General features: G+C 68.6%; 22 protein-coding genes. 16 read left to right on the top strand and 6 right to left on the bottom strand.

The genetic code is table 11. From position 1 onward, the window contains the following. Window positions 1-65 precede the first annotated feature (65 nt). Together ACCQ04_RS19345 and ACCQ04_RS19340 are read right to left on the bottom strand one after the other, a co-directional pair. Window positions 66-1073: a chorismate transformation FkbO/Hyg5 family protein gene (locus tag ACCQ04_RS19345; protein ID WP_226427907.1), complete on the bottom strand. Its 1008-nt coding sequence runs from the start codon at window positions 1071-1073 to the stop codon at window positions 66-68. Further along, on the bottom strand, window positions 1070-2452 hold the full coding sequence (locus ACCQ04_RS19340) for an NAD(P)/FAD-dependent oxidoreductase (protein ID WP_226427908.1): 1383 nt from the start codon (window positions 2450-2452) through the stop codon (window positions 1070-1072). Before ACCQ04_RS19340 ends, ACCQ04_RS19345 begins: the two co-directional genes overlap by 4 nt. A 283-nt stretch (window positions 2453-2735) precedes the next feature. Here ACCQ04_RS19340 and xanC point away from each other — a divergent pair, with 283 nt between their 5' ends. The 11 genes from xanC to fabG all read left to right on the top strand — a co-directional run bounded on the left by xanC (window position 2736) and on the right by fabG (window position 10596). Then, a complete protein-coding gene (gene xanC / locus ACCQ04_RS19335; RefSeq protein ID WP_011260626.1) occupies window positions 2736-3005 on the top strand; it encodes a xanthomonadin biosynthesis acyl carrier protein XanC in 270 nt (89 codons plus the stop codon). Between the two features lie 37 nt (window positions 3006-3042). Further along, window positions 3043-3726, top strand: a complete 684-nt coding sequence (locus ACCQ04_RS19330; RefSeq protein WP_024937536.1) for a COG4648 family protein — start codon at window positions 3043-3045, stop codon at window positions 3724-3726. A 53-nt stretch (window positions 3727-3779) separates the two neighbouring features. Continuing rightward, window positions 3780-4529 carry a lysophospholipid acyltransferase family protein gene (locus ACCQ04_RS19325; protein ID WP_226427909.1) on the top strand — a complete coding sequence of 250 codons (750 nt, stop codon included), beginning with the start codon at window positions 3780-3782 and terminating at the stop codon, window positions 4527-4529. A 71-nt stretch (window positions 4530-4600) separates the two neighbouring features. Next, complete coding sequence (locus tag ACCQ04_RS19320; RefSeq protein ID WP_226427910.1) at window positions 4601-4828, top strand: ApeI family dehydratase; 228 nt, start codon at window positions 4601-4603, stop codon at window positions 4826-4828. After that, window positions 4825-5799: a lysophospholipid acyltransferase family protein gene (locus tag ACCQ04_RS19315; RefSeq protein ID WP_039524636.1), complete on the top strand. Its 975-nt coding sequence runs from the start codon at window positions 4825-4827 to the stop codon at window positions 5797-5799. The genes ACCQ04_RS19320 and ACCQ04_RS19315 overlap by 4 nt, the downstream gene beginning before the upstream one ends. Further along, on the top strand, window positions 5723-6370 hold the full coding sequence (locus ACCQ04_RS19310) for a LolA-related protein (RefSeq protein WP_039814875.1): 648 nt from the start codon (window positions 5723-5725) through the stop codon (window positions 6368-6370). Before ACCQ04_RS19315 ends, ACCQ04_RS19310 begins: the two co-directional genes overlap by 77 nt. A 93-nt stretch (window positions 6371-6463) precedes the next feature. Continuing rightward, window positions 6464-6688, top strand: a complete 225-nt coding sequence (locus ACCQ04_RS19305; protein ID WP_372358597.1) for a hypothetical protein — start codon at window positions 6464-6466, stop codon at window positions 6686-6688. Beyond that, window positions 6627-6902 carry a hypothetical protein gene (locus tag ACCQ04_RS19300; RefSeq protein WP_372358596.1) on the top strand — a complete coding sequence of 92 codons (276 nt, stop codon included), beginning with the start codon at window positions 6627-6629 and terminating at the stop codon, window positions 6900-6902. The genes ACCQ04_RS19305 and ACCQ04_RS19300 overlap by 62 nt, the downstream gene beginning before the upstream one ends. Continuing rightward, on the top strand, window positions 6892-9258 hold the full coding sequence (locus ACCQ04_RS19295) for an MMPL family transporter (protein ID WP_226427913.1): 2367 nt from the start codon (window positions 6892-6894) through the stop codon (window positions 9256-9258). Before ACCQ04_RS19300 ends, ACCQ04_RS19295 begins: the two co-directional genes overlap by 11 nt. After that, the gene (locus tag ACCQ04_RS19290) at window positions 9245-9694 is read left to right on the top strand and encodes a hotdog family protein (protein ID WP_024940573.1); all 450 of its coding nucleotides are present in this window, start codon (window positions 9245-9247) and stop codon (window positions 9692-9694) included. The genes ACCQ04_RS19295 and ACCQ04_RS19290 overlap by 14 nt, the downstream gene beginning before the upstream one ends. A gap of 164 nt (window positions 9695-9858) precedes the next feature. Next, entirely contained in the window at window positions 9859-10596 is a 738-nt protein-coding gene (gene fabG, locus ACCQ04_RS19285; protein ID WP_046345042.1) for a 3-oxoacyl-ACP reductase FabG, read from the top strand. Window positions 10597-10906: 310 nt separating this feature from the next. Here the strand turns inward: fabG and ACCQ04_RS19280 are convergent, their stop codons facing one another. Genes ACCQ04_RS19280 through ACCQ04_RS19265 form a run of 4 tightly spaced genes read right to left on the bottom strand, consistent with a single transcriptional unit; the run spans window position 10907 to window position 15313 of the window. Next, window positions 10907-12529, bottom strand: a complete 1623-nt coding sequence (locus tag ACCQ04_RS19280) for an NAD(P)/FAD-dependent oxidoreductase (RefSeq protein ID WP_226427914.1) — start codon at window positions 12527-12529, stop codon at window positions 10907-10909. Then, window positions 12526-13347, bottom strand: a complete 822-nt coding sequence (locus ACCQ04_RS19275) for a glycosyltransferase family 2 protein (protein ID WP_065033431.1) — start codon at window positions 13345-13347, stop codon at window positions 12526-12528. Before ACCQ04_RS19275 ends, ACCQ04_RS19280 begins: the two co-directional genes overlap by 4 nt. After that, complete coding sequence (locus tag ACCQ04_RS19270) at window positions 13344-14117, bottom strand: beta-ketoacyl synthase chain length factor (protein WP_024940578.1); 774 nt, start codon at window positions 14115-14117, stop codon at window positions 13344-13346. The genes ACCQ04_RS19275 and ACCQ04_RS19270 overlap by 4 nt, the downstream gene beginning before the upstream one ends. After that, window positions 14117-15313, bottom strand: a complete 1197-nt coding sequence (locus ACCQ04_RS19265) for a beta-ketoacyl-[acyl-carrier-protein] synthase family protein (RefSeq protein ID WP_046345038.1) — start codon at window positions 15311-15313, stop codon at window positions 14117-14119. Before ACCQ04_RS19265 ends, ACCQ04_RS19270 begins: the two co-directional genes overlap by 1 nt. 218 nt (window positions 15314-15531) lie before the next feature. On the opposite strand from ACCQ04_RS19265, the gene ACCQ04_RS19260 reads away from it, so the two are divergent. The 5 genes from ACCQ04_RS19260 to zwf all read left to right on the top strand — a co-directional run bounded on the left by ACCQ04_RS19260 (window position 15532) and on the right by zwf (window position 23183). Continuing rightward, window positions 15532-15792 (top strand): YcgL domain-containing protein, encoded by a 261-nt coding sequence (locus ACCQ04_RS19260; RefSeq protein WP_024940580.1) that lies wholly within the window; start codon window positions 15532-15534, stop codon window positions 15790-15792. Further along, window positions 15785-19105, top strand: a complete 3321-nt coding sequence (locus ACCQ04_RS19255) for an ankyrin repeat domain-containing protein (protein WP_226427915.1) — start codon at window positions 15785-15787, stop codon at window positions 19103-19105. Before ACCQ04_RS19260 ends, ACCQ04_RS19255 begins: the two co-directional genes overlap by 8 nt. Window positions 19106-19131: 26 nt before the next feature. Beyond that, window positions 19132-19461 carry a low molecular weight protein tyrosine phosphatase family protein gene (locus ACCQ04_RS19250; protein WP_016902847.1) on the top strand — a complete coding sequence of 110 codons (330 nt, stop codon included), beginning with the start codon at window positions 19132-19134 and terminating at the stop codon, window positions 19459-19461. Between the two features lie 63 nt (window positions 19462-19524). After that, the gene (locus tag ACCQ04_RS19245) at window positions 19525-21324 is read left to right on the top strand and encodes a glycoside hydrolase family 15 protein (RefSeq protein ID WP_226427916.1); all 1800 of its coding nucleotides are present in this window, start codon (window positions 19525-19527) and stop codon (window positions 21322-21324) included. After that, on the top strand, window positions 21321-23183 hold the full coding sequence (gene zwf / locus ACCQ04_RS19240; RefSeq protein WP_226427917.1) for a glucose-6-phosphate dehydrogenase: 1863 nt from the start codon (window positions 21321-21323) through the stop codon (window positions 23181-23183). Before ACCQ04_RS19245 ends, zwf begins: the two co-directional genes overlap by 4 nt. Window positions 23184-23262: the final 79 nt, after the last annotated feature.

The following is a 23262-nucleotide window of genomic DNA, read 5'->3' as shown; positions in this document are numbered from 1 at the left end:
GCCTCGCCACGGAGCATTGCTGCTGCGTGGCTGCAGCGGGCATCAGTACTGATGACCGCAATCGCTCACCCATGCACCCCATCGATCTCCACCGCCAGCTCGTCGCGGCAGATCACCGCGTGCAGCAGCAGACGCGGCACCGCATCGCCGAAGCGGGCGTCCAGCGCCTGCGCCACCCTGGGCAGGTCGTCCTGCTCGCGCACGTAGACCTTCAGGCGGGTGCCGGCGCCGAACTGCGCTGGCAGCGCCGGTGCGTGCGTGCGTGCGGCGCCGAGCAAGGCATCGAAGTTGGCGAAGGTCTCTTCCAGCTGCGCCAGCAACTGGCCGATGTGCATCGAGGCATGCCCGACCACCGCGGCGGTGCCTGACAGCAGCAGCGGCATGTCGCTGCCGGCCGGCGGCAGCATGGCGCGCGCGAAACTCGGCGGCTGCGGGCCGTACTGGCGCGGGTAGTTGTAGGCGCTGACCTGGCGCGGGTTTTCCAGCGGGGTGCCGGCGTCGCTGGCGGCCAGCCAGTAGATCTGGATGATGCGCTCGGCATCGCAGCGTCCCACCGCGGTGGCGGCCGGCAATTGCGCATTGTCGAAGGCGCCCAGGCCGCGCGCACGGCCCACGCAGAACTGCCGGTAGCGTTCGCGGTCGCCACTGCCCAGGGTGATGGCGTCCAGATAGTTCCAGATACGCAGCAGGCGCGGGGTCTGGCTGCGGGTGACGAAGGCGGTGATTTCCGCATAGGCCTTGGCGGCGGCGGCTTCGATATCGACATCCTGCTCGTCGATTTCGATCACGCCGAACTGCAGGCGGCCGTCGCTGGCCCAGGCGATGTTGCCATCGCGGCCGCTGTGCACCGCCGCGTCGGTCCGCCACACTTCCAGCACGTCGGCGTGGTACGGCTGCAGCGGTACGCGCAGGTAGCGGGGGTCGTCCAGGCGCGGCGCCGCCGTGCCGAAGCCGAACACGGCCAGCACCTGCGGATCGGCCAGCAGTGCAGACGGGTCGGTCTGATCGACATAGTCGACCTGCAGGCGGGGATGGCGCACGGTGTGCGTGGTCTGGGCCGGGGAAACGGTCATCGTGTGTCTCGTTGTTGCGTGTCGCGTTGCAAGGTGTCGCCATCGAAGCCGAGCGTGGCCTGACGTCGGCGTTGGCGCCAGGACTGCCAGGCGCGCGGCATCATCGACAAGGTGGTCAGTGCATAGATGGCGCGGAACGCGCGCAGACGCAGGCGCACCCTGGGGCTGTCGAATACGTCGCCGGCCAGCATCGCCACCACCGCTTCCTCGATCTGCCAGGTGTTCTGCGGTTGCGCGAACAGGGCGCGCATGGTCGGCGAGGTGAAGCGGTAGATGAACCACTTGAACTCGTCCACGCCGCGCTTGAGCTCTCGCTGCAAGGCGCGCTGCAGCCTTGCCTCGTGCTGCGGCATGCGCAGGGCCTGGTCCACCATCGCCGCACCGCGCTCGGCGCTGTGCATGGCCAGGAACACGCCGGACGAAAACATCGGGTCGACGAAGGTGTAGGCATCGCCCAGCATCAACCAGCGCGGGCCGGACATGCGCGTGCATTCGTAGGCGTAATTGCCGGTGGCATGCACCGGGGCCACGCGTTCGGCGCCGAGCATGCGCGCGCTGAGCTCGGTGTTGAGCGCAAGCGTGCGCATGAAAAAGCCCTCGCTGTCGCCTTTGCGGGTCTTCATGTATTCCGGGTAGCAGACCGCGCCCACGCTCATGATGTCGTCCGGCAACGGGATCAGCCACATCCAGCCATGCGCATGGCGGTAGATGCTGATGTTGCCGGCATCCTCGCCCGGTCGGCGCGTCACGCCGCGGAAATGGCTGAACAATGCGGCCGATTGATGCCTGGCATTGGCGCGCTTGAGCTTGAGGCGGTTGCCCAGGAAGGTGTCGCGGCCGCTGGCATCGAGCAGATAGCGCGGGCGGAACTGCTGCGCACCCGCCACGCCCTGCGCCTGCAGCACCGGCTGCTGCCCGTCGAACTCCACCGCTTCGACCTTGACCTGGTCGCGCGCATCCACGCCCACCGCCCGCGCGCGCTCGAACAGCACCTGGTCGAACTGCGCACGCGGCACCTGGAAGGCGAAATCCGCCTTGGCCTCCAGCGCATGCGAGAAGCGGAAGGTGTTGTAGCCGCCGCTGTCGTTGGGAAAGTCCGCACCGCGCTTGAGCACGCCGATGCTGCGCACGTCTTCCAACACGCCCAGGCGTTCGAGAATCGGCATGTTCATCGGCAGCAGCGACTCGCCGATATGGAAGCGCGGATGCTGCGCCTTCTCCAGCAAGGTCACCTGCCAGCCCTGCTGGGCCAGGACGATGGCCGCCGCGCAGCCCGCCGGCCCGCCGCCGATGATCAGGACATCCGGACACTCGGGTCCGGGAGCCGGCCCGGCTGCCGGCTTGGCGGTCGGGGTAGGGCCAACAGCGGTGGAAGTCATCCTGGAACGAACCTGCAGCGGGCGAGCGTCATGCAGTCATGATAGCCTGACCGGCGGCCCGGACAGGTATGCCGGCCGCCGACTCGCTGTTGCAGACCGATCGACACCCTCGCCAATGCGGCCGCAACGCCGGTGGGCGCTCGGAATCGGCCGGCACGGCAACGTACACTGTCTGTGCCCTGCAGCATCGCCGATGCCGGCCTGACGGTTGTCTGCGCCGCTGTGGTTGTTCTGCAATTTCGTTGTGAATCTGTCGCCCGACCCTCACCTGGAAGCTCTCTGGATGTCCTCGCAAACCGCTGCCGAACGTGAACTGGCCGAACTCCTAGTCGAAAGCCTGAACCTGGAAGACGTCCAGCCCGCCGACATCGACCCGGAGGCGCCGTTGTTCAATACCGGGCTGGGACTGGATTCGATCGACGCGCTGGAACTGGCGCTGGCGATCAGCAAGCGCTATGGCTTCCAGCTGCGCTCGGACAATGACGAGAATCGTCGCATCTTCGCGTCGCTGCGCGCATTGTCGGCGCATGTCGAAGCCAACAAGACCGTCTGAGGTCGCGAACGCCGCGCCCGGCGATGCGCCCCCGTGGGTGCTGGGGCTGGGCGTGTTGCTGGCGGTGGCGTATTCGCCGCTGGCGCACTGGGCCAACGCCAGCCATCGCCCGGAGCTGGCCGTCATCGCCGGTGGCTTGCTGGTGCTGATGGTGCTGATCGAACCGATGGTCGCGCGCCGCGCCTGGGCTTGGGCGCTGGCCGTGCTGACCTTGCTGGGCCTGAGTGCGTTGTGGCACTCGCCGTACGCGATGCTGGTGCTGGCCGCGCCGCCGGTGGTGTTCACCGGCTGGGTCGCCTGGTTCTTCGGTCGCAGCCTGCGCCGTGGGCGTACGCCGTTGATCACGCGCATCGTCGAGGGGCTGTATCGCCAGGCCGGCATGCCGATCACTCCGGAGCAGTACCGCTACACGCGCCGCCTCACCCTGGCCTGGGCGCTGCTGCTGTGCGCGCTGACCCTGGTCAACCTGGTGCTGGGCCTGTGCGCCGAACCCAGTGGCGTGCTGACGCAACTGGGTTATGTCTCGCCGCTGCCGATCAGCGACGCGCGCGCATCGTTGTTCGCCAATCTGCTGGCGTACGGGGTGGTTGGCGGGTTCTTTGTAGGCGAATATCTATTGCGCGGCCGCTGGTTTCCACAGCGCCCCTATCGTAATCTGCCAGACTTCTTGCGCCAGATGGCGCGGCTCGGGCCGGAATTCTGGCGCGATCTGCTGCGCTGAGTGCGTGGCCAGGGGCAGCGACGTACGTGCACATTTTCGGGGACAAGACAAAGATGCCGCTGGCAAGGATGCCGTCGCGCCTGGCGTGGGCCGTGTTCAATCTGCTGCAACTGGCCTTCACGCTGACGTTTACCGCGGGCGGAATCGCCTATGGCCTGGCGTTGCTGGCGATCACGCGCGACACCGACCGCCTGCTGCGCATGGGCGCGTGGATGTGGTCGCCGGTGCTGTTTCGCGGTGCCGGCGCCAAGGTGATCGTGGAAGGCCGCGAGCGCGTGGACTGGTCCAGGAACTACCTGTTCGTCAGCAACCACCAGTCCATCATCGATATCTGTGCGTTGTTCTACGCCTTGCCGGTGCCGCTGCGGTTCCTGCTCAAGGACGAAATGCTCAAGATGCCGTTCGTGAACTGGTATGCACGGGCCACCGGCATGCTGTTCCTGGACCGCGACAGCCGGCGTGCCGGGGCGATGGTGCGCCGGCAGGCCGCCGCGCTGCTGCGCGAGGGCAAGCAGTTGTGTCTGTTTCCCGAAGGCACCCGCAGCCGCAGCGGCGCATTATTGCCGTTCAAGGCCGGGCTGTTGCAGGCCGCTATCGATGCTGGTGTGCCGGTGGTGCCGGTGGCGGTGGATGGCTGCGGCAAGGTGCTGCCGGTGGAGGGTGTGTTCAGGGTGCGCCCGGGCATCATCCGGGTACGTATCGGCGATCCGATCCCGGTGACCGGGCCGGATGCGCCGGACCGCCAGCAATTGACCAAGCAGGCACACGACGCCGTGGCTGCGATGCTCCAACCCAGGATTTAAGTTAACCGCTTATGGATTTCGTCGTGCCGCATGATCATCCCTGCCTGCCCGGGCATTTTCCGGGGCGCCCCGTGGTGCCTGGCGTGGTCGTGCTCGACCATGTGCTGCAGGCAGTGGAGGCCGCGTATGGTCCACGCGCGGCGGCACGCCTGCCGCAGGTGAAGTTCGTGCAGCCGTTGCTGCCCGGGCAGACGGCATCGGTCATGCTGGACGGCGCCGGCCCACGCTGGCGCTTTCGCGTGCAGCGCGCCGACGAGCTGCTGGTCAGCGGCGAACTGGTGGCGGAGGCGGCGCAATGAGCAGTCAGTGGAAGCAACGCCCGGAAGGCGGCGGACGTTTCGCGCTGTGGCTGATCCGCGGTATCGCCCAGCATGCCGGGCGTGCGGTGGGGCGCGCGCTGCTGTACCCGATCACGCTGTACTTCCTGCTGGTGCGTGCGCCCGAGCGCAGCGCCTCGCGTGCCTATCTGACGCGCGTGCTGGAGCGCCCGGCCACGCTGCGCGATGTGGCGCGGCATATCCACACCTTCGCTTCGACGATTCTGGACCGCGTGTACATGTTGTGCGGACAGATGCAGCGCTTCCGGGTCGACATCACCGGGCTGGACCAGCTGCATGCGCAGATGGATCGCGGCCGCGGCGTGCTGATCTTCGGCTCGCACCTGGGCAGCTTCGATGCGCTGCGCGTGCTGGCCACGGAGCGGCCGGACGTGCAGGTCAAGGTGGTGCTGGACAAGGCCCACAACCGCGCCATGACCGAGCTGCTGGGCGCGCTGAATCCGCAGCTGGCCGCCAACATCATCGACGCCGGCATGGACGCGACCTCGATCGTCATGGCGATCAAGGACGCCACCGACGCCGGTGCGCTGGTGGCGCTGCTGATCGATCGCCCGCGCGAGGGCGACCCGGCGTTGCCGGCGACGTTCCTTGGCCGCAACGCGATGTTCCCGACCTCGCCGTGGCTGATCGCCGCAGCGCTGAAGGTGCCGGTGGTGCTGGCGTTCGGCCTGTACCGCGGCGGCAATCATTACGAGCTGGCGTTCGAGACCTTCAGCGAGGGCCTGGACGTGCCGCGTCGCCAGCGCGCACCGGTGCTGGCGGTACTCATGCGCGATTACGCGGCCAGGCTGGAACATTACACACGCTATGCGCCGTACAACTGGTTCAACTTCTACGATTTCTGGAACACCCACCATGCCGATGTGCCGCACCCTGCCGTGGATGCTGATACTGCTGTTCAGCGCCGCACCGCTATGCGCCGCACCGCCTGAGACGCTGGACGTCGGCCAGGTGCTGCAGCGCCTGGCACGCCCTGCACCGGTCAGTACCGAGTTCGTCGAACTGCGTGGCTCGGCGCTGCTGAAGACGCCGCTGCGCGTGCAGGGCCATTACCGTCGCCCGGACGCGCAGACCCTGGTGCGCGAGGTCAGCGCGCCGTATCGCGAGACCACCACGTTGCAGGGCGACGAGGGCGTGCTGGAACGCGAAGGCAAATCGCCGCGGCGTTTTTCGCTGAGCCGGGTGCCCGAGCTGGCCGGCCTGAAGTCCGGCTTCGGCGCGTTGCTGGCCGGCGACCGTGCGCTGCTGGAGCAGCACTACCGCATCAGCGGGCAGGGCCAGCCGCAGGCCTGGCAACTGACGCTGCAGCCCAAGGACGCTGCCGTGGCCAAGCAGGTGCGCGAGTTGCGGCTGTACGGGCGCAATGACGAGTTGCGCTGCATCGAGAGCCAGCCGGCCAAGGGCGACGTGCAACGCACGCTGCTGGCCGGTGCGGCGCGCGCGGCCGCAAGCGTGACCGATGCGGCCGCGCTGACCACGCTATGCCACGGATCGGGCGCGTGACGCAGCGCGCCCACGGCGCAAGCAAGCCGCTCGCACGATCCCATGCCGCGCGCGCGGCCGGTGGACGTTCCGCTGGCACAGCGAGGCTTGCGCATGGCGTTTAAGTTGAACGCAAACCGCCGCATCGGCCTGGCGCTACTGTTGCTGGCGTTGCTGGCGGTGGCCGGGTTCTGGTTGAGCGAGACGCTCAAGGTCACCGGTGATCTGCGCAAATTCATGCCCGCCCGCAGCAACGCAAAGGCGCCCGCACAGCCCGATGCCGCGCGCGCGGCCGGTGGACGTTCCGCTGGCACAGCGAGGCTTGCGCATGGCGTTTAAGTTGAACGCAAATCGCCGCATCGGCCTGGCGCTGCTGTGGCTGGCGTTGCTGGCGGTGGCTGGGTTCTGGTTGAGCGAGACGCTCAAGGTCACCGGCGATCTGCGCAAATTCATGCCCGCCCGCAGCGACGCAAAGGCGCCCTCACAGCCCGATGCCGCGCGCGCGGCCGGTGGACGTTCCGCTGGCACAGCGAGGCTTGCGCATGGCGTTTAAGTTGAACGCAAACCGCCGCATCGGCCTGGCGTTGCTGTGGCTAGCGTTGCTGGCGGTGGCCGGGTTCTGGTTGAGCGAGACGCTCAAGGTCACCGGTGATCTGCGCAAATTTATGCCCGCCCCGCGCACGCCGGCGCAGAAACTGCTGATCGAAGAACTGGGCGAAGGCCCCGGCTCGCGCCTGTTGCTGATGGCGTTGTCCAACAGCGACCCGGCCACGCTTGCCGCGCAGTCGCAGGCCCTGCAGCAGGCCCTGGCCGCACAACCGGAACTGTTCGAGCTGGTCGGCAATGGCGGCACTGCGGGGCTGGATGCGATCCCCGAGCGCCTGCTGCCGTATCGCTATCTGCTCAGCGACAGCTTCGACACCACGCCGCTGGATGCGCACACCCTGCAAGCGGCATTGCAGTCGCGCGTGCAGGATCTGGGGTCGCCGGCGGCGGCGCTGGTGGAGCCGTTGCTACCGCGCGACCCCACGCTGGAAGTGCTGCATCTGGCCGAAACCCTGCAGCCGGCCGCGCCGCCGCAGACGCGCAACGCGGTGTGGTTCGACCGTGCCGGTACCTCGGCCTTGCTGGTCGTGCAGACGCGCGCAGCCGGCTTTGATCCCACCGGTCAGCAACTGGCCTACGACGCGGTGCAGGCGGCCTTCGCCAAGGTCAGCAAGGGCAGTACGACCCGGCTTACCTTGACCGGCCCCGGTGCATTTGCCGTGGAAATCACCGCGCGCACGCAGGGCGAGGCGCAGTGGATCGGGACGCTGGATACGGTGGGACTGGTGTTGTTGCTGCTGGTCGCCTATCGCAGCTGGAAGATTCCGGTGCTCGGCGTGCTGCCATTGGCCAGCGCCGGCCTGGCCGGTCTGGCTGCGGTGGCGCTGCTGTTCGATGGCGTGCATGGCATCACCGTGGCCTTCGGCTTCACCCTGATCGGCGTGGTGCAGGATTACCCGATCCACCTGTTCAGTCATCAGCGCCCGGGTCTGGATCCACGCGACAACGCGCGTCATCTATGGCCGACGCTGGCCACCGGCGTGGTGTCCACCTGCATTGCCTATGTGACCTTCCTGTTTTCCGGGGTGGACGGCTTACGGCAGCTGGCGGTGTTCACCATCGCCGGGCTGGCGACTGCCGCGATCACCACGCGGTGGCTGTTGCCATCGTTGATTGACCCGGCACCGCGCGACTACGCCGATTCACGCATGCTCGCCGCGCTGTGGCGCGGCATCGCGCGCCTGCCACGGCCGCGCATCAGCCTGGCGCTGATTGCGCTGGTCGGCATCGCGGTGATCGCGTTCGCGCCGGGGCAGTTCTGGCAAAACGATCTGTCGAAATTGACCCCGGTGCCGCCCAAGGCCCTGGCGCAGGACACGCATCTGCGCCAGGAACTGGGCGCCCCCGACGTGCGTTACGTGCTCGCGCTGCCTGCCGCCAACGACGAGGCCGCGCTGCAGGCCAGCGAGCAGTTGCGCCCGCGCCTGGATGCCCTGGTGCGCGACGGCGCATTGACCGGTTACGACATGGCCGCGCGCTATCTGCCCAGCATCAAGACCCAGCATGCGCGTCAGGCTGCGTTGCCGGATGCTGCGCAAGCGCGCGCATTGACCGACAGTGCGGTGGCCGCCACACCGTTTCGCAGTGACGCGTTCGCGCCGTTCCTGCAGGACCTGGACGCTGCCAAGCGCGCCGCCCCGCTGTTGCCGAAGGACCTGGCCGGCTCGCCGATGGCAACGTCGGTCGGCGGACTGCTGCTGGGCCGCGGCGATCGCAGCACTGCGTTGGTGTCGTTGACCGGCCTGCGCGATCCGTCGGTACTGGCCGCCGCCGTGCAAGGCAGCGGCGCGCAGTTGCTGGATCTGAAGGATGCGTCCGAGTCCCTGGTGGCCGCGTATCGCGGGCGTGTGCTCGGCGCGCTGTTGCTGGCCGCGCTGTTGCTGGCGGTGACGGTGGCGATCGCGTTGCGCAGCCCGCGCCGGATCGTGCGCGTATTGCTGCCGATGGCGCTGACCACGGTGCTGATCCTGGCGATCCTGCGCGGCATGGGGGTGGAGCTCAACCTGTTCCATCTGATCGCGCTGATCCTGGCGGCAGGCCTGGGCCTGGATTACGCATTGTTCTTCGACCATGCCGGCGACGATCACGCCGACCAGCTGCGCACGCTGCATGCGCTGATCGTGTGCAGCCTGATGACGCTGCTGGTGTTCGCGCTACTGGCTGCCTCCAGCATCCCGGTGTTGCGTGCGATCGGCAGCACGGTGGCGCTGGGGGTATTGTTCAATTTCATCCTCGCCTTGCTGGTGTCGCGCGAGCCGGCGCTGGAGCGCGCAAGACACGGAGATGTACATGCAGGGACGTGAGGCGATTGCTGCGCTGATTCCGCACCAGGGCAGCATGTGCCTGTGGGAAGCAGTGCTGGAATGGGATGCGCAGCGCATCGTGTTGCGCAGCGATGCCCATCGCAGCGACACGCATCCGCTGCGTTGCAATGGCCGCCTGCGTGCGCTGCATCTATGCGAATACGGCGCGCAAGCCATGGCCGTGCATGGCGGCTTGCTCGGCCGCGAATCGGGCAAGCCGGTGCGCCCGGGCATGCTGGTGGCGTTGCGCGCAGTGGACTTGCACGTCGCGTATCTGGACGACCTGCCCGATGCGATCGTCTGCGAAGCGCAGGTGTTGCTGCAGGGCGAGGACAGCCAGCAATACAGTTTTCGCCTGAGCCACGGCGCGCAATTGCTCGCCGAAGGTCGCGCCACGGTCATGCTGGGCGCCGCGCAGGCCACCCAAGCCCCGTAGGAGCGCGCTTGCGCGCGATGGCCTTACCGCTGACGCCGCATCGCGCGCAAGCGCGCTCCTACAAGATGTAGGCGATCAATGCTGGATCTATTCCTGCGCCTGCTGCGAGTCGTTAGGATGAGGCTCTTTCCGCCGTCGCGTCTGCGGCTTTCATCGAGGCTTCCATGAGCACTTCCATTCCACAGCGCCGCGCACTCGTCACCGGCGGCAGCGGCGATCTTGGTGGTGCGATCTGCCGTCAGCTGGCGGCGCAGGGGCGCCATGTGATCGTGCATGCCAATCGCAATATCGCCCGCGCCGATGACGTGGTTGCAGCGATCGTGGCCGACGGCGGCAGCGCCGAGGCGGTGGCGTTCGATGTGGCCGATGCGCAGGCCAGTGCGGTGGCGCTGGCAAGCCTGCTGGAGGGCGGCCCGATCCAGATCGTGGTCAACAACGCCGGCATCCACGACGATGCGCCGATGGCGGGCATGAACGCCGAACAGTGGCATCGGGTCATCGACGTGTCGCTGCACGGGTTCTTCAATGTCACCCAGCCGCTGCTGCTGCCGATGGCGCGTACGCGCTGGGGCCGCATCGTCAGCGTGTCGTCGGTGGCGGCGGTGCTGGGCAATCGCGGGCAGACCAACTACGCCGCGGCCAAGGCCGCCTTGCACGGCGCCAGCAAATCGCTGTCGCGCGAGATGGCCAGCCGCGGCATCGCCGTCAACGTGGTCGCGCCGGGCGTGATCGAAAGCGAGATGGTCGGCGAAAGCTTCGCGCCGGAAGTGATCAAGCAACTGGTACCGGCCGGCCGGGTCGGCAAGCCCGACGAAGTGGCCGCGTTGGTGGCGTTTCTGTGTTCGGAGTCAGCCGGCTACATCAACGGCCAGGTCATCGGCATCAATGGTGGGATGGGCTGAGAGCGGCTAACGAAAACGACCGTGTTCGCCACCTGATGGGCACGCCCCCCGACCAGCCCTGCTTTGGGATGTCGTAACGACGCTGAAGCTCAGCGCCTTGTTTGGCGTGAGAGCGATTGAACCGTGCAGATGCGTCGGCTGTAGAGCGGAGGAGCTGCGGCTTGGCCGCAGGGACCGTTGCGGGACAGGCTGCAAGTACGTCCATGTAGGCTCGGGCTGGCCGCCGGTGTCGCCGTGGTGCATCACACGCGCGGGGCAAGCTAGCGCAAATCAAGAAAAAAACGCGCCGTTGCCGGCGCGGTTTTCAAACTCACGCCGCGTCGGCGTACCAGGCGGCGGTGAGGATCGGCTCGCCGATGGCGTTGGCGGTCAAGGCGTCCAGCCCGTGGTCCGGCAGTGCGGCATGGCGCTGGCGTGCCTGCTGCAGGATCTCGCGTGCCAGCACCGCCATCTGCGCCACGTTGCTGTGGATGCGTGCGGCAAAGGCATCGTCGTCGAGGGTGTCGTTCAAGGCGCCATTGAGTTCGTTGAACCAGCCGATCAGGTATTGATCGAGCAGGCGCCCATCGTCGGTGGCCAGGCCTTGTGCAGTGTTGTGCTGGCCCCAGTCGTGCAGCACACGCTGCATGGCCAGATTCATGTCGCGCGCATAGAAGAAATCGGACTTCATGCGCGAGAGCAGGCTGAGGTCGGCAATGCGTCCGCTGCAGAACAGCGGCGCCAGCAGCGACCAGTAGTAGGTGTAGTCCCAGATCACCTTGACCGGCATCACCTGCGCGTCGCCGAACAGCGCGTACTGGTCCTGGTACAGGGTCAGGGTGTTTTCGTAGAACGAGAAATACAGCTGCTGATACAGCTCCACATACGGGCTGAGCGATCTGCCGGCGCGGTCGCGGCCGATCAGTTCGCAGATGTAGGTATTGGAAATCGCAATGAAGTCGCTACCGGGCGAATAGAACGGGTCCAGGAACAAGCCCGCCTCGCCGGTCAGTGCCCAGCGCTGCGGCGAGAACACCTGCTTGCAGCCATAGGAGAAGTTACGCAGGAACAGGAAGTCCTGCAGCCGGTAGTCGGCCTTGTCGAGTGTGGCGGCGACCTGCGGCTGATGCGTGCGCAGCCAGGTCATCGCCTTGTCGTGGGTGTTCATCGTGTCCAGCGGGTGCATCGACCCATCGCAGACGATGCCCAGCGAATGCGCGCCGGACGACAGCGGAATCAGCCAGAACCAGTAGCCCGGCCCGCACATGTGGTTGGTCGAGCGCCAGCGGTCCGGCGGCGTGCAGCGCTGCAGCCAGTTGCTGTCCTGCGACCAGCCATTGGGGTCGATCAGGCCTTCCACACGCCACCACACCGCATTGGCGTTGTGCGCATTGTCCTGCGCCAGGCCGAGCTTGCGCTTGAGCAGGCCGGCGCGGCCGCTGGCATCCACCACCCAGCGTGCGCTCAGTGTGCCGGCCTCGCCTGCGCGCTCGTAGCGCACGGCGTGGTCGGCCTGGTCATCGGACAGGTCCACGCCCTTGACGCTGCAGTTGTCGACAAACGTGATGCCCTGCGCGCGGGCGCGCTCGCCGAGGAAATTTTCGAAGCGGCCACGGTCGATCTGCCACGACGGCGTCGGCAGGATCCGGCTCACGCCCAGCTCGGTGCAGCGGTCGATGTCCTCGCGCTTGTCGGAGAAGAAGAAGCGGAACCCGAACTTGCGGATCTGCTCGGTCTCCAGATGCTCGCGCAGGCCCAAGACCTCGGCGAAGTAGTGCGCGCCGATCTCCACCGTGGACTCGCCCACCTTGAACGCCGCCTCGCGCACCGGGTGCGCACGGCGCTCCAGCACGGTGATCGCCAGTTCGGGGTCGCGTTGGCGCAGCTGCAGGGCCAGACTCAGGCCGGCCAGGCCACCACCGGTGATAACGACATCGGCACGCTGTGCATTCATGGGGATGGCTTGCTCTTGGTAACCGCCGGCACAGTAGCAAATTCGCCGTCAGCGTCGTCGATCAGCACCGGGTTGGCGCGCACGCGGCGGTACTCGCGCCAGATATGCCCGTAGCTCCAGGCCTGGACCACCACATGCGAGGTGATTTCCCACAGATCGCGTACCAGGCGGAAATGGCTCTTGCGGAACGCGCCCGGCGAGGTGCCGGCGTAGCGGGTTTCGATCGGCACCGCGACCACGCGCGCGCCGGCCTGGCGTGCGGCGGAAATCAGCAGTTGCGCTTCGAACACGAAACCTTCGCCGGGCACGTCGGGCAGGGTGAACACCGAGGCCGGATACAGGCGCTGGCCGCTCTGGCTGTCGACCAGCTGGAAGCCGCAGGCCCAGGCGATGCCCCAGTCGCCGAAATCGTTGCCGATGCGGCGGATGGTGGGCTGAGTGGCGCGCTTGCGCATGCGGGCGCCGACGATGACGCAGCCGGGGTGGCGGTTGGCCGCCGCCAACAGGCGCGGGAAGTCGGCGGCCTTGTGCTGGCCGTCGCCGTCCATGGTCATCACCGCGCGCATGCCCATCCGCTGCGCCTGCGCAAACCCGCTGCGCAACGCGGCGCCCTTGCCCTTGCGCTGCGGGTGCCGGATCAAGGTGATCGGCAGGCCGGCGATGCAGTCGGCAGTGCCGTCATCGGAGCCGTCGTCGATCACGATCACGTTGGAACAATAGGTCAGCGCATCGTTGACCACTTCGCGGATGCGCAGCGATTCGTTCAGCGCCGGCACCAGGATCGCGGTGTCCTCGCGGGTCAGTGGCTGCCGGCTCACTGCTGGAGCTCCACGCGCAACACCCGGCCCGGGCCGGCGTACAGCGCCACGCGTTCGCCGCCAGTGGCGATCAGGTCGAACAACGGCAGCATCGGCGCCATCGCATTGGCGGCGACATGCCGCGCCAGCGGGCCGGCGCCCGGCGTCGGCGTGCCGTCGTCCAGCCACGCCCGCAGCTGCGGCTTGCCGGCCTGGCCGGGCGCACCCAGCACCAGCGCGCCACCGAGCAGCCCCTGGCTGGGGGCGACCCGACCCAGCGGCCCGACCGAGCGGGCGTCGTAGCCGGCCAGCAGCACTGCGTCCATGCCGGCGGCACGTTGGACCAGCGCCTCCAGCAAGCCCTGCGCGAAGCTGCCCAGGCTGGCGCTGATCGCGGTGGCCGGGGTCATCGCCCCGGCGCCGATGGTCCAGTAGCCGGCCGCGGCGTTGTGCACCGAGTTGTGGAACTTGGTCGGCGAGATCGCCGTGGGGTCGCTGGCCAGGGTGGTGCACATGTAGTCGGAGATGGCCAGGTCGCCGTATGTGGAAGTGAAGATCGACGGCAGGCTGGCCGGCTCGCGGCCGGCGGCGGTGCAGGCGGCCAGCGCGGCCTCCAGCGAGACCGCCACCGTGTCCGGTGCGCGACGGCGCTCGTTGGCGGCCAGCAGCTGCGGCGCCGGGCGCGCGCCGGTGTCCTGCAGCGCGCCGCCGCGCACGAACGCCGCAGCGGCGTCCCAGCTCGGCAGGCCCTGGGTCCAGAAGCCGATCCCCTCGATGGTGGCAGCCAGCATCAGCGGGCCTGCCCGAACAGCAGCGAGCAGTTGTTGCCGCCAAAACCGAAGGAGTTGTTCATTGCGTAATCGATCTTGGAATGGGCATTGTCGAAACGGATCTGCGGGCCGCAGGCGGGGTCGGGCACTTCGCTGTTGAGCGTGCCCGGCAGCACGCCGTCGCGCAGCGCCAGCAGCGCGATCACCGACTCGACGATGCCGGCTGCGCCCAGGGTGTGGCCGGTCCAGGCCTTGGTCGAGCTGGCGTGCAGGGTGGCCGGGAAGATCGCCGCCACTGCGGCGGCTTCGACGCTGTCGTTGGCCGGGGTGGCAGTGCCGTGCAGGTTCAGATAGCCCACCGCGGCCGGCTCCAGACCGGCGCGTTCGAGCGCGCCGCGCATCGCCAGCTGCGCGCCCAGGCCCTGCGGATGCGGGGCGGACATATGGTGCGCATCGCTGGATTCGCCATAGCCGTACAGCCACAGCGTTGCGTCCGGCGCAGCGGCGGTGCGTTCGAGCATGGCAAAGCCGCCGGCCTCGCCCAGGCTCAGGCCGACCCGGCGCGCATCGAACGGCTGGCACAGCTCCGGCGCCACCACCTGCAGCGAGTTGAAGCCGAACAGCACGCTGCCGCACAAGGTATCCACGCCGCCGACCAGGGCGGCATCCACCACCCCGGCGTCGATCAGGCGCGCGGCCTGGGCAAACACCTTGGCGCTGGACGAACAGGCGGTGGCCACGGTCACGCTCGGGCCGCGCAGGCCGGTGGCGTGCTGCACGAAGTCGCCCAGCGAGTGCGGGGTGTGCACGATCGGGCGATCCAGGTCGTCGGGAAAGCGCGCGCCGTCGGCGTCTTCGACCAGCCGCGTGTAGGCCTCTTCGCTGGCGCCGATGCTGGAAGTAGAGGTGCCGATGATCACCGCCACGCGCTCGGCGCCGTAACGCTGCGCGGCGGCCTGCACCGCCTCGGCCATGCCGTCCTGCTGCAGGGCCAGCCAGGCCAGGCGATTGTTGCGGCAGTCCCAGCCTTGCAGGGCCTCCGGCAACACGACGTCTTCCACGCCGTCGACGCGGCCGATCCAGCACGCCAGCGGCTGCGGGCCGAAATCGTTGCGACGCATGCCGCTGCGGCGAGCAGTCAGGGCGGCGGCCTGGGCATCGAGCCCGGCGCCGAGCGCGGTGGTGGACGTAAAAGCGGTGACGGCGACCGGGGCCATCTGGGACGAATGCTGCGCTTGGCTCACGGTGGTCTGGCTGGCAAGAAGTGGACTCAGTATATCGATGGCGGGTGCGCCTCCCGTCGATGGCGCAACTGAACGTGCCGGTCATGTCGCTGACGGGGCTGGAGTTTTCGCGCGTTGCCGCGCTTTCGCCATCGGCGCAATTGGGACACAATCCTGCGACACACTTGCCGATCGAGCGCGACCACGCGCGCATGCACGCCTACGTCTATAAAAGCCAACGCAAGCAGGACACCTTCGTCTATCTCGCCACGCGCGACGACTTCTCCGGTCTTCCCGCCGCCGTGCACGCGCAGCTGGCGCCGTTCGCGTTCGTGCTGGAGGTGGCGTTGACGCCGGAGCGCCGTCTGGCGCAGGCCGACGCGGCCACGGTGCGCGAAGCGCTCGCCAGGCACGGCTTCTATCTGCAACTGCCCAAGACGGTAGTGCTGGCGGGCGAGTGCGACTATGACTGAGGCCGCACGGGCCGCACGCTTGCGGGCCGCAGCGCTGGCCGGCCTGGCCGGCGTGGCGTTGTCGTTGCTGGGCGGCATCGGCGGCGGTGTCGCCGCGGTGACGCTGTGGCTGGCGCAGCCGGCGTTCGCGCTGGCGGTGTCGTGGGCGCGCGGTAGCCGCGCATTGCCCAGCCGGCCGCGCGCGGTTGCGCAGGCCTTGCCGCCGTTGCTGACGATCTGGGGTGTGGGCCTGCTGGCGCTGGCCGCCCTGATCAGCTGGCCGCTGACCGCCCTGCGCGACAGCGGCAGCCTGGCCGCCGCATTGGCCTTGAGTGTGGCGGTCAGCGCCGCGTTGCTCGGGTTGTGGCGGACCTGGCCGCTGTGGGGCGAGGTCGAACGCGATGGCGGCGCCCTGGCCCCGCGCTGGCATGCGCTGGCGACGCAGGAGTTGCACGCCTGGCGCGGCCTGCTGGCCGCTGCCCTGGTGCTGGCGATGTGCACGCTGGTGGTGGCGCTGGCCTGGCCGGGCTGGCTGTCGAGCAGCCTGCGCTGGAGTCTGGCGATCGCGGCCAGCGTGCTGCTGCCCGCTGCCCACCTGCTGTTGCAACGCACCGCCGCCCCGGCGCGCAGCGATGCCCCGGCGGCCTTGCAGGCGGCCGATTTCTTTTCCGAAGCGGCGGCCGAGCCGCGACCGCTGGAGCCGGTGGCCCAGCACCAACTGGTGCCCGAACTGTTCGAGGCCGCGCGCAGCGGACGCGTGGACCGCGCGCTGCAGTTGCTCGACGCCGGGGCCGACCCGCAGGCGATGCCGCTGCCGGAGTGGCGCGACCAACGCAGCCTGCCCGCGCTGGCCGCGGTGCTGCCGGATCTGCGCCTGCTGCGCGAGCTGATCGTGCGCCGCGTCGACGTCAACCAGCCGCATCGCGGCATGACCCCGTTGCTGGCCGCCACCCGCGACAGCTGGCATGGCCGCCCGGATGCGGTGATGACGCTGCTGGCCAACGGGGCCGACCCGCGCGCCTGCGACAACGACGGCAACACGCCGCTGCACCACGCGGTGCGCAGTTCCGACCCGGGCGTGGCCGCGCTGCTGCGCGATGCCGCCGCCGAACTCGATGCGCTCAACAACGAAGGCCACTCGCCGCTGGCGATGGCCTGCCAGGTCGGCAACTGGCGGCTGGCCAAGTTCCTGCTGGAACGCGGCGCGCACTCCGAACCGGAAGGTGGCGCGCCGGTGCTGCTGGCCGCGGCCGGCACCGAGGAAGACGACCCGGCCGGCGTGCAACTGCTGCTCAAGCACAAGGCGCGCGTGGATGCGCGCGACCGCCAACGCCGCAGTGCCCTGCACGAAGCCGCGTTGGCCGGACATGGCGACATCGTCGAGGCGCTGCTGGCGGCCGGCGCCAATCTGGAAGCGCGCGACCTGCTCGGCCGCACGCCGTGGCTGGATGCGGCGCGGCAGGCGCGCAGCGGGGTGCTCGAACGCCTGGTCGCACGCAAGGCCGACGTGCTGGCCATCGACGGCGAGGGCCGCAATGCGGTGATGCTGGCCTGCGCCGCCGACAGCGTGTCGCCGGCGCTGATCCGGCGCCTGCTCGAGCTGCAGGTGCCGGCCGACAGCGCCGACGCGCACGGCCGTCGCGCGGTGGATGTGGCCGCCGAAGCCGGGCGCTGGGCGATCGTGCAGTTGCTCGATCCCGGCTATCCCTTGCCGGCGGCGGTCAGTGACGCGCACGGCGAGAGCCCCGGCGTGGCGGTACTGCCCGATCGCCCGCCACTGGTGCTGCTGCGCGAAGGCCTGCAGTTCGGCCAGCGCGACGGTCTGGTCGCACTGGCCCGCCTGTGCGGCCCGGAAGAACTCGGCGGCCTGCTGCACGACGCGCATCTGGCCTTGAACGCCGATGCGGTGGACTGGCTGCTGCGCCACGGGGCCGATGCCGAAGTGCGCGATGCCTGCGGCGATGTGCCGATGTTTGCGCTGCTGTCGCGGGGCGTGGAGGCGGTGCCGGCGCTGCAGGCGCTGCTGCGCCATGGCGTGTCGCCGGCCGGTGCCGGCGGCCTGACGCGGCTGCTCAGCGCCTGCGTGCAGCACGATGCGGCATCGCGCGGGCTGGAACAGTTCGCGCTGGAACTGCTGGAACGCGGCGCCGACCCGTTCGCCGCATCGGCGGCCGGCGATCCGCCGTTGTCGCTGGCGGTGCGGCTGGGCTGGCTGCGCCTGCAGCAGTGGCTGCTGGAACACGGCGTGGACCGCGAGGCGCGCGACAGCCATGGCATGACCGCGCTGCACCTGGCCACCGCGCTGGGCCGCGAGGCGTCGCTGAAATTGCTGGTCAAGCAGGGTGCCTCGCCGGAAGCGCGCGCTGCCGACGGGCAGACCCCGCTGGGTGTGGCGCTGTCGATCGGCCGCCGCGACCTGGCCGACTGGCTGGACTGGCGCATCTGGTCGCTGCCGCAGCGCAGCCTGCGCGAGGCGGATGTGCCGGCCGCCGCAATGGTCGGCGACACCGATGCGGTGCGTCGGCTGATCGATCTGGGCCTGCCGGTCGATGCGATCGATGCCCAGGGCTGCACCGCGTTGCTGCGTGCCGCCGGTGGTGGCCATCTGGGCGTGGTGGCGCATCTGCTCGGTCGCGGCGCCGACCCGCAACGCGCGGCCAATAGCGGCGCCACGCCGTTGTCGGCGGCGGTGAGCATGCGCCAGACCGAGATCGTGGCCGCGCTGCTGCAGGCCGGCGCGCAGATCGAGCACCGCCTGCCCGGCGGCGTCACCGTGCTGATGCTGGCCTGCGCGCTGGGCCTGCCGGATATCGTGGCGCGCCTGCTCACCGCGGCGGCCGATGTGCACGCCAACGACGACCAAGGCCTGGCGCCGCTGCATTGCGCCGCGCTGTACGGCTTCACCGCGCGCGACAAGAGCCGCCTGCTGGCCTTGCTGGATACCTTGCTGCTGGCCGGCGCCGACCCGGACTACCTGGCCGGCGGCCGGGTCAGCCCCTTGCTGCTGGTGCTGGGCGCGCGCGCCGAACCGGGCACCGCCTGCGACGAGCAGGTGGTGCTGGCCGGCGTCGAACGCCTGCTCGACGAAGACGTCTCGCTGGACGTGGCCGATCAACGCGGTTTCGGCCCGCTGCACCTGGCCGCACTGCACGGCCTGCCGTTGCTGGTGCAGCGCCTGCTGCGTGCCGGCGCCGATGCCGACCGCCGCGACGCGCTCAACCGCACCCCGCGCGAGATCGCGATCATGCGCGGCTTCATCGATGTGGCCGGCCAGTTCGAACCCGCCTTGCCGGGGGTGTCCTCGATGGCGCGCTTCCTGCGCGAAGGCCGCTGAGCCAGCGCGGCGGCACACCGCTGCGGGTGCTGTTCGTGTGCAGCCGCAACCGGCTGCGCAGCCCCACCGCCGAGCGCGTGTTCGCCGACTGGCCGGGCGTGCAGACGCAATCGGCCGGGCTGGCCGCCGATGCGGAGGTACAGCTCACCCCGGAGCTGTTGCACGAAGCGCAGCTGGTGCTGGTGATGGAGCGTCGTCACCTGCAGTTGCTGCGCAAGCGCTTCGCCGCGCATCTGCGCCATTGCCGGGTGATCTGCCTGCAGATTCCCGACGACTACGCGTACATGGATCCGGCACTGATCCGTCGCCTGGAACACACGGTGCCACCGTTGCTGCGTCTGCCGGCGCAGTCGTAACCTGATCCCGACACCGCGCATGCAAAACTTGGCGCTCCCTCGCACGAAGGAAGCGCCTCTACGATGAGCGTGCGTATCGAGGACCACGCCATGCTGGGCAATTGCCACAGCGCGGCCCTGGTCGACCACCGCGGCACCATCGACTGGCTGTGTCTGCCACGTTTCGATTCCGATGCGTTTTTCGCGTCCCTGCTGGGCGATGAGCAGCACGGGCAATGGGCGTTGTCGCCGGCCGGCGACTTTCGCAGCGAGCGTGCCTACGAAGACGACAGCCTGGTGTTGTGCACGCGCATGCACACCGACACCGGCACGGTGGAACTGGTCGACTTCATGGTCGCCAGCGATGAAGGCGACGGCCACCAGCACCTGGTGCGGATCGTGCGTTGCGTGCAGGGCCAGGTGCCGATGCACATGCGCCTGACCTTCCGCTTCAACTATGGCCGCACCGTGCCATGGGTGACGCGCATCGACGGTGGCATCCGCGCCATTGCCGGCCCCGACCAGCTTGCACTGCGCTCGCCGCAGGCGCTGCACGGCGAGGACATGGGCACCGAAACCGACTTCACGCTGCGGCAGGGCGAGAGCACCTGGTTTGTGCTCAGCCACGGCCTGTCGCATCAGCCCACGCCGGCGGCGATCGATCCGGAACAGGCGCTGCAACGCACGACCGCGTTCTGGCATGGCTGGGCGCGGCGCTGCACCGATGTCGGCCCCTGGACCGCGCAGGTGCGCCGCTCGCTGGTGGTACTGAAAGGGCTCAGCTATCTGCCCACCGGCGGCATCGTCGCCGCACCGACTGCCTCGCTGCCCGAGCATCTGGGCGGCAGCCGCAACTGGGATTACCGCTACTGCTGGCTGCGCGATTCGGTGTTCACCCTGATCGCCTTGCTGCAGGCCGGCTATCGCGACGAAGCAGAAGCTTTTCGCGACTGGGTGCAACGCGCCATCGCCGGTTCGCCGGATCAGTTGCAGGCGCTCTACGGCATCGCCGGCGAGCGCCGCCTGCAGGAGTGGGAGGCGCACTGGCTGCCCGGCTATGAAAATTCCAGGCCGGTGCGGATCGGCAACGGCGCGGTGGACCAGTTCCAGCTCGACGTCTACGGCGAGTTGATCGGCGCGTTCCATTACGCGCGCGAAAAGGGCGTGGCGCCGCCGTCCGATGACGATGGCTCGTCGGCATCGTTGCTGGAAAAGGTGCTGGAAACGCTGGAAACGCTGTGGCGCCTGCCCGACGAAGGCATCTGGGAAATCCGCGACGAGCGCCGTCATTTCGTGCATTCCAAGGTGATGGCCTGGCTGGCGTTCGACTGCGGCGCGCGCGATGGCATCACCAATGCCGATGCGGCCAAGCGCGCGCACTGGGGCCGCATCGCCGACGACATCCGCGCCGAAGTGCTGGAAAAAGGCGTGCACCCGGACGGGCACTTCGTGCAGAGCTACGGCTCCGATCGCCTGGATGCGTCGTTGTTGCTGATCCCGATCGTGGGGTTCCTGCCGGCCGACGACCCGCGCATCGCCGCGACTGCCGATGCGATCGCACGCGATCTGACCATCGATGGATTGGTCGAGCGCTATCGCGCCGACGACAGCGCCGACGGCTTGCCGGCCGGCGAGGGCACCTTTCTTGCCTGCAGCTTCTGGCTGGTGGAAAACTACGCCCTGCTTGGGCGCACCGAGCAGGCGCGCGCCCTGCTCGAGCGTCTGCTCGGGCTGTGCAACGACGTGGGCCTGCTCGCCGAAGAGTACGACCCGCGCAGCAAGCGCATGCTTGGCAACTTCCCGCAAGGGTATTCCCACGTGGCTCTGGTCAATGCGGCATTGCGCCTGCACGGACGCATGGGCAAAGAGGAAACACATCCATGAACGAACAAGCCACCACCCCGCCGTGCATCATCGTGGTGTTCGGCGCACGCGGCGATCTGACCAAGCGCCTGGTGATGCCGGCGCTGTACAACCTGCGCCGCTCCGGCGCACTGGGCGAGCAGTTCGCCATCGTCGGCATGGATCACGGCGATATCAGCGAGCGTTCGTGGCGCACGATGATGGGCCAGTCGATGACCGAGCTGCTCAGCAGCCGTGATGCCGAATTCCAGACCGACGAGTTCGACACCGACACCTGGGAGTGGCTGCGCGAGCGCATGCATTATCTGCGCGGCGATTTCACCGACCTGGGCGCCTATCAAACCCTGGGTGGCGCGCTGGAGAAGCTGCACAAGCGCTACGGCACCCAGGGCAACGTGCTGTTTTATCTGGCTACCGCCGCACGCTTCTTCGAGCCGGTATTGCTCAACCTGGGCGAGGCCGGGCTGGTCAAGCAACGCGAGGGCGAGGGCTGGCGTCGGGTGATCGTGGAAAAACCCTTCGGCCACGACCTGCCCAGCGCCGTCGCGCTCAACGCCACCGTCGCCAAGGTCTTGCACGAGGACCAGGTGTTCCGCATCGACCATTTTCTCGGCAAGGAAACCGTGCAGAACATCCTGGCGTTCCGTTTCGCCAATGGCCTGTTCGAGCCGGTGTGGAACCGCGACCGCATCGATCATGTGCAGATCACCGCCGCCGAAACCATCGGCGTGGAAGGGCGCGGGCGCTTTTACGACCCCACCGGTTGCCTGCGCGACATGGTGCCCAACCACCTCTTCCAGCTGCTGGCGATGATTGCGATGGAGCCGCCGGCTGCATTCACCACCGAAGCGATGCATCGCCGCCGCGCCGAAGTGATCGAAGCGGTGCGCCCGATCAAGCCCGAAGACGTGGTGCGTGGCCAGTACGCCTCCGGTGCGGTCAACCGCAGCGCCGTGCCCGGCTATCGCGAAGAAGACACCGTGCCGGACGATTCGGAAACCGAAACCTATGTGGCGATGAAGCTGCAGGTCGACACCTGGCGCTGGGCGGGTGTGCCGTTCTACCTGCGCACCGGCAAGCGTCTGCGCGAGCGCACCACCGAGATCGCGATCCGCTTCAAGCCTGCGCCGCTGGCGCCGTTCCGCAGCACCGAAGTGGGCGGCTATGGCCCTGACTGGCTGGTGCTGCACATCCAGCCCGACGAAGGCATCTCGCTGCAGTTCGACGTCAAGCGCCCCGGCGCGCAGGTCAGCCTGGCACCGGTGCGCATGGACTTCCGCTACCGCGACTGGTTCCCCAAGGAATACACGGTGGGCTACGAGCGCCTGCTGCAGGACTGCATGAACGGCGAGGCCGGCCTGTTCCAGGATGCGGCAATGGTGGAAGGTGCCTGGCGCATCGTGCAACCGATCCTGGATGCCTGGAAGCAACCGCCCAGCGATTTCCCCAATTACGCCGCCGGCAGCGCCGGCCCCTCGGCCGCCGACGCCTTGCTGGCGATGAACGGTGGACACGCCTGGCGCGCGCTCACCCCCGGCCGCAAGCCACCGCCGCGCCGCGCACCGGAAGCGCGCAGCAGCGCTGCAACGCCGATCAAGAAAGCCACCGGGAAGACGGTCAAGAAGGCTGCCAAGGCGCCGGCCAGGAAGATCACCAAGGCGGCAGCCGAAAAGGTCACCAAGGCGCCAGCCAAACGCGCATCTGCGGCTGCAGCAAGACCATCGCAGGATGCGGCTACGTCGCCGGGCAGTGCGGCAAAGAAAGCCGCGGGCAAACGCGCAACCGGCAAGGTCGCAAAGACCGCCGGCAAAACCGCGGCTGGCAAGAGCGCAGCGAAGAAGTCGGCCAGCAAGCCCGCGGTGCGCGCGCCACGCCGCTGACGGAGGCAGCCGCCGCAGCTCCACGTAGGAGCGTGCCTGCGCGCGACGGGCTTTATCGGTAACGCCCGGGTCGCGCGCA

The sequence above is a fragment of the Xanthomonas sp. NCPPB 2866 genome (genome assembly GCF_041475745.2).
Taxonomy (GTDB): domain Bacteria; phylum Pseudomonadota; class Gammaproteobacteria; order Xanthomonadales; family Xanthomonadaceae; genus Xanthomonas; species Xanthomonas arboricola.
Note: the sequence above shows the minus strand (reverse complement) of the source record. Positions and strands in the feature narration are given on the sequence as shown.

Excerpts from the sequence above, each read along its gene's own strand:
- ACCQ04_RS19345 (WP_226427907.1), bottom strand. The coding sequence starts at position 1,073 with ATGACCGTTTCCCCGGCCCAGACCACGCACACCGTGCGCCATCCCCGC.
- ACCQ04_RS19340 (WP_226427908.1), bottom strand. The coding sequence starts at position 2,452 with ATGACTTCCACCGCTGTTGGCCCTACCCCGACCGCCAAGCCGGCAGCC.
- xanC (WP_011260626.1), top strand. The coding sequence starts at position 2,736 with ATGTCCTCGCAAACCGCTGCCGAACGTGAACTGGCCGAACTCCTAGTC.
- ACCQ04_RS19325 (WP_226427909.1), top strand. The coding sequence starts at position 3,780 with ATGCCGCTGGCAAGGATGCCGTCGCGCCTGGCGTGGGCCGTGTTCAAT.
- ACCQ04_RS19315 (WP_039524636.1), top strand. The coding sequence starts at position 4,825 with ATGAGCAGTCAGTGGAAGCAACGCCCGGAAGGCGGCGGACGTTTCGCG.
- ACCQ04_RS19310 (WP_039814875.1), top strand. The coding sequence starts at position 5,723 with ATGCCGATGTGCCGCACCCTGCCGTGGATGCTGATACTGCTGTTCAGC.
- ACCQ04_RS19305 (WP_372358597.1), top strand. The coding sequence starts at position 6,464 with ATGGCGTTTAAGTTGAACGCAAACCGCCGCATCGGCCTGGCGCTACTG.
- ACCQ04_RS19300 (WP_372358596.1), top strand. The coding sequence starts at position 6,627 with ATGCCGCGCGCGCGGCCGGTGGACGTTCCGCTGGCACAGCGAGGCTTG.
- ACCQ04_RS19295 (WP_226427913.1), top strand. The coding sequence starts at position 6,892 with ATGGCGTTTAAGTTGAACGCAAACCGCCGCATCGGCCTGGCGTTGCTG.
- ACCQ04_RS19290 (WP_024940573.1), top strand. The coding sequence starts at position 9,245 with ATGCAGGGACGTGAGGCGATTGCTGCGCTGATTCCGCACCAGGGCAGC.
- fabG (WP_046345042.1), top strand. The coding sequence starts at position 9,859 with ATGAGCACTTCCATTCCACAGCGCCGCGCACTCGTCACCGGCGGCAGC.
- ACCQ04_RS19280 (WP_226427914.1), bottom strand. The coding sequence starts at position 12,529 with ATGAATGCACAGCGTGCCGATGTCGTTATCACCGGTGGTGGCCTGGCC.
- ACCQ04_RS19270 (WP_024940578.1), bottom strand. The coding sequence starts at position 14,117 with ATGCTGGCTGCCACCATCGAGGGGATCGGCTTCTGGACCCAGGGCCTG.
- ACCQ04_RS19265 (WP_046345038.1), bottom strand. The coding sequence starts at position 15,313 with ATGGCCCCGGTCGCCGTCACCGCTTTTACGTCCACCACCGCGCTCGGC.
- ACCQ04_RS19260 (WP_024940580.1), top strand. The coding sequence starts at position 15,532 with ATGCACGCCTACGTCTATAAAAGCCAACGCAAGCAGGACACCTTCGTC.
- ACCQ04_RS19255 (WP_226427915.1), top strand. The coding sequence starts at position 15,785 with ATGACTGAGGCCGCACGGGCCGCACGCTTGCGGGCCGCAGCGCTGGCC.
- ACCQ04_RS19245 (WP_226427916.1), top strand. The coding sequence starts at position 19,525 with ATGAGCGTGCGTATCGAGGACCACGCCATGCTGGGCAATTGCCACAGC.
- zwf (WP_226427917.1), top strand. The coding sequence starts at position 21,321 with ATGAACGAACAAGCCACCACCCCGCCGTGCATCATCGTGGTGTTCGGC.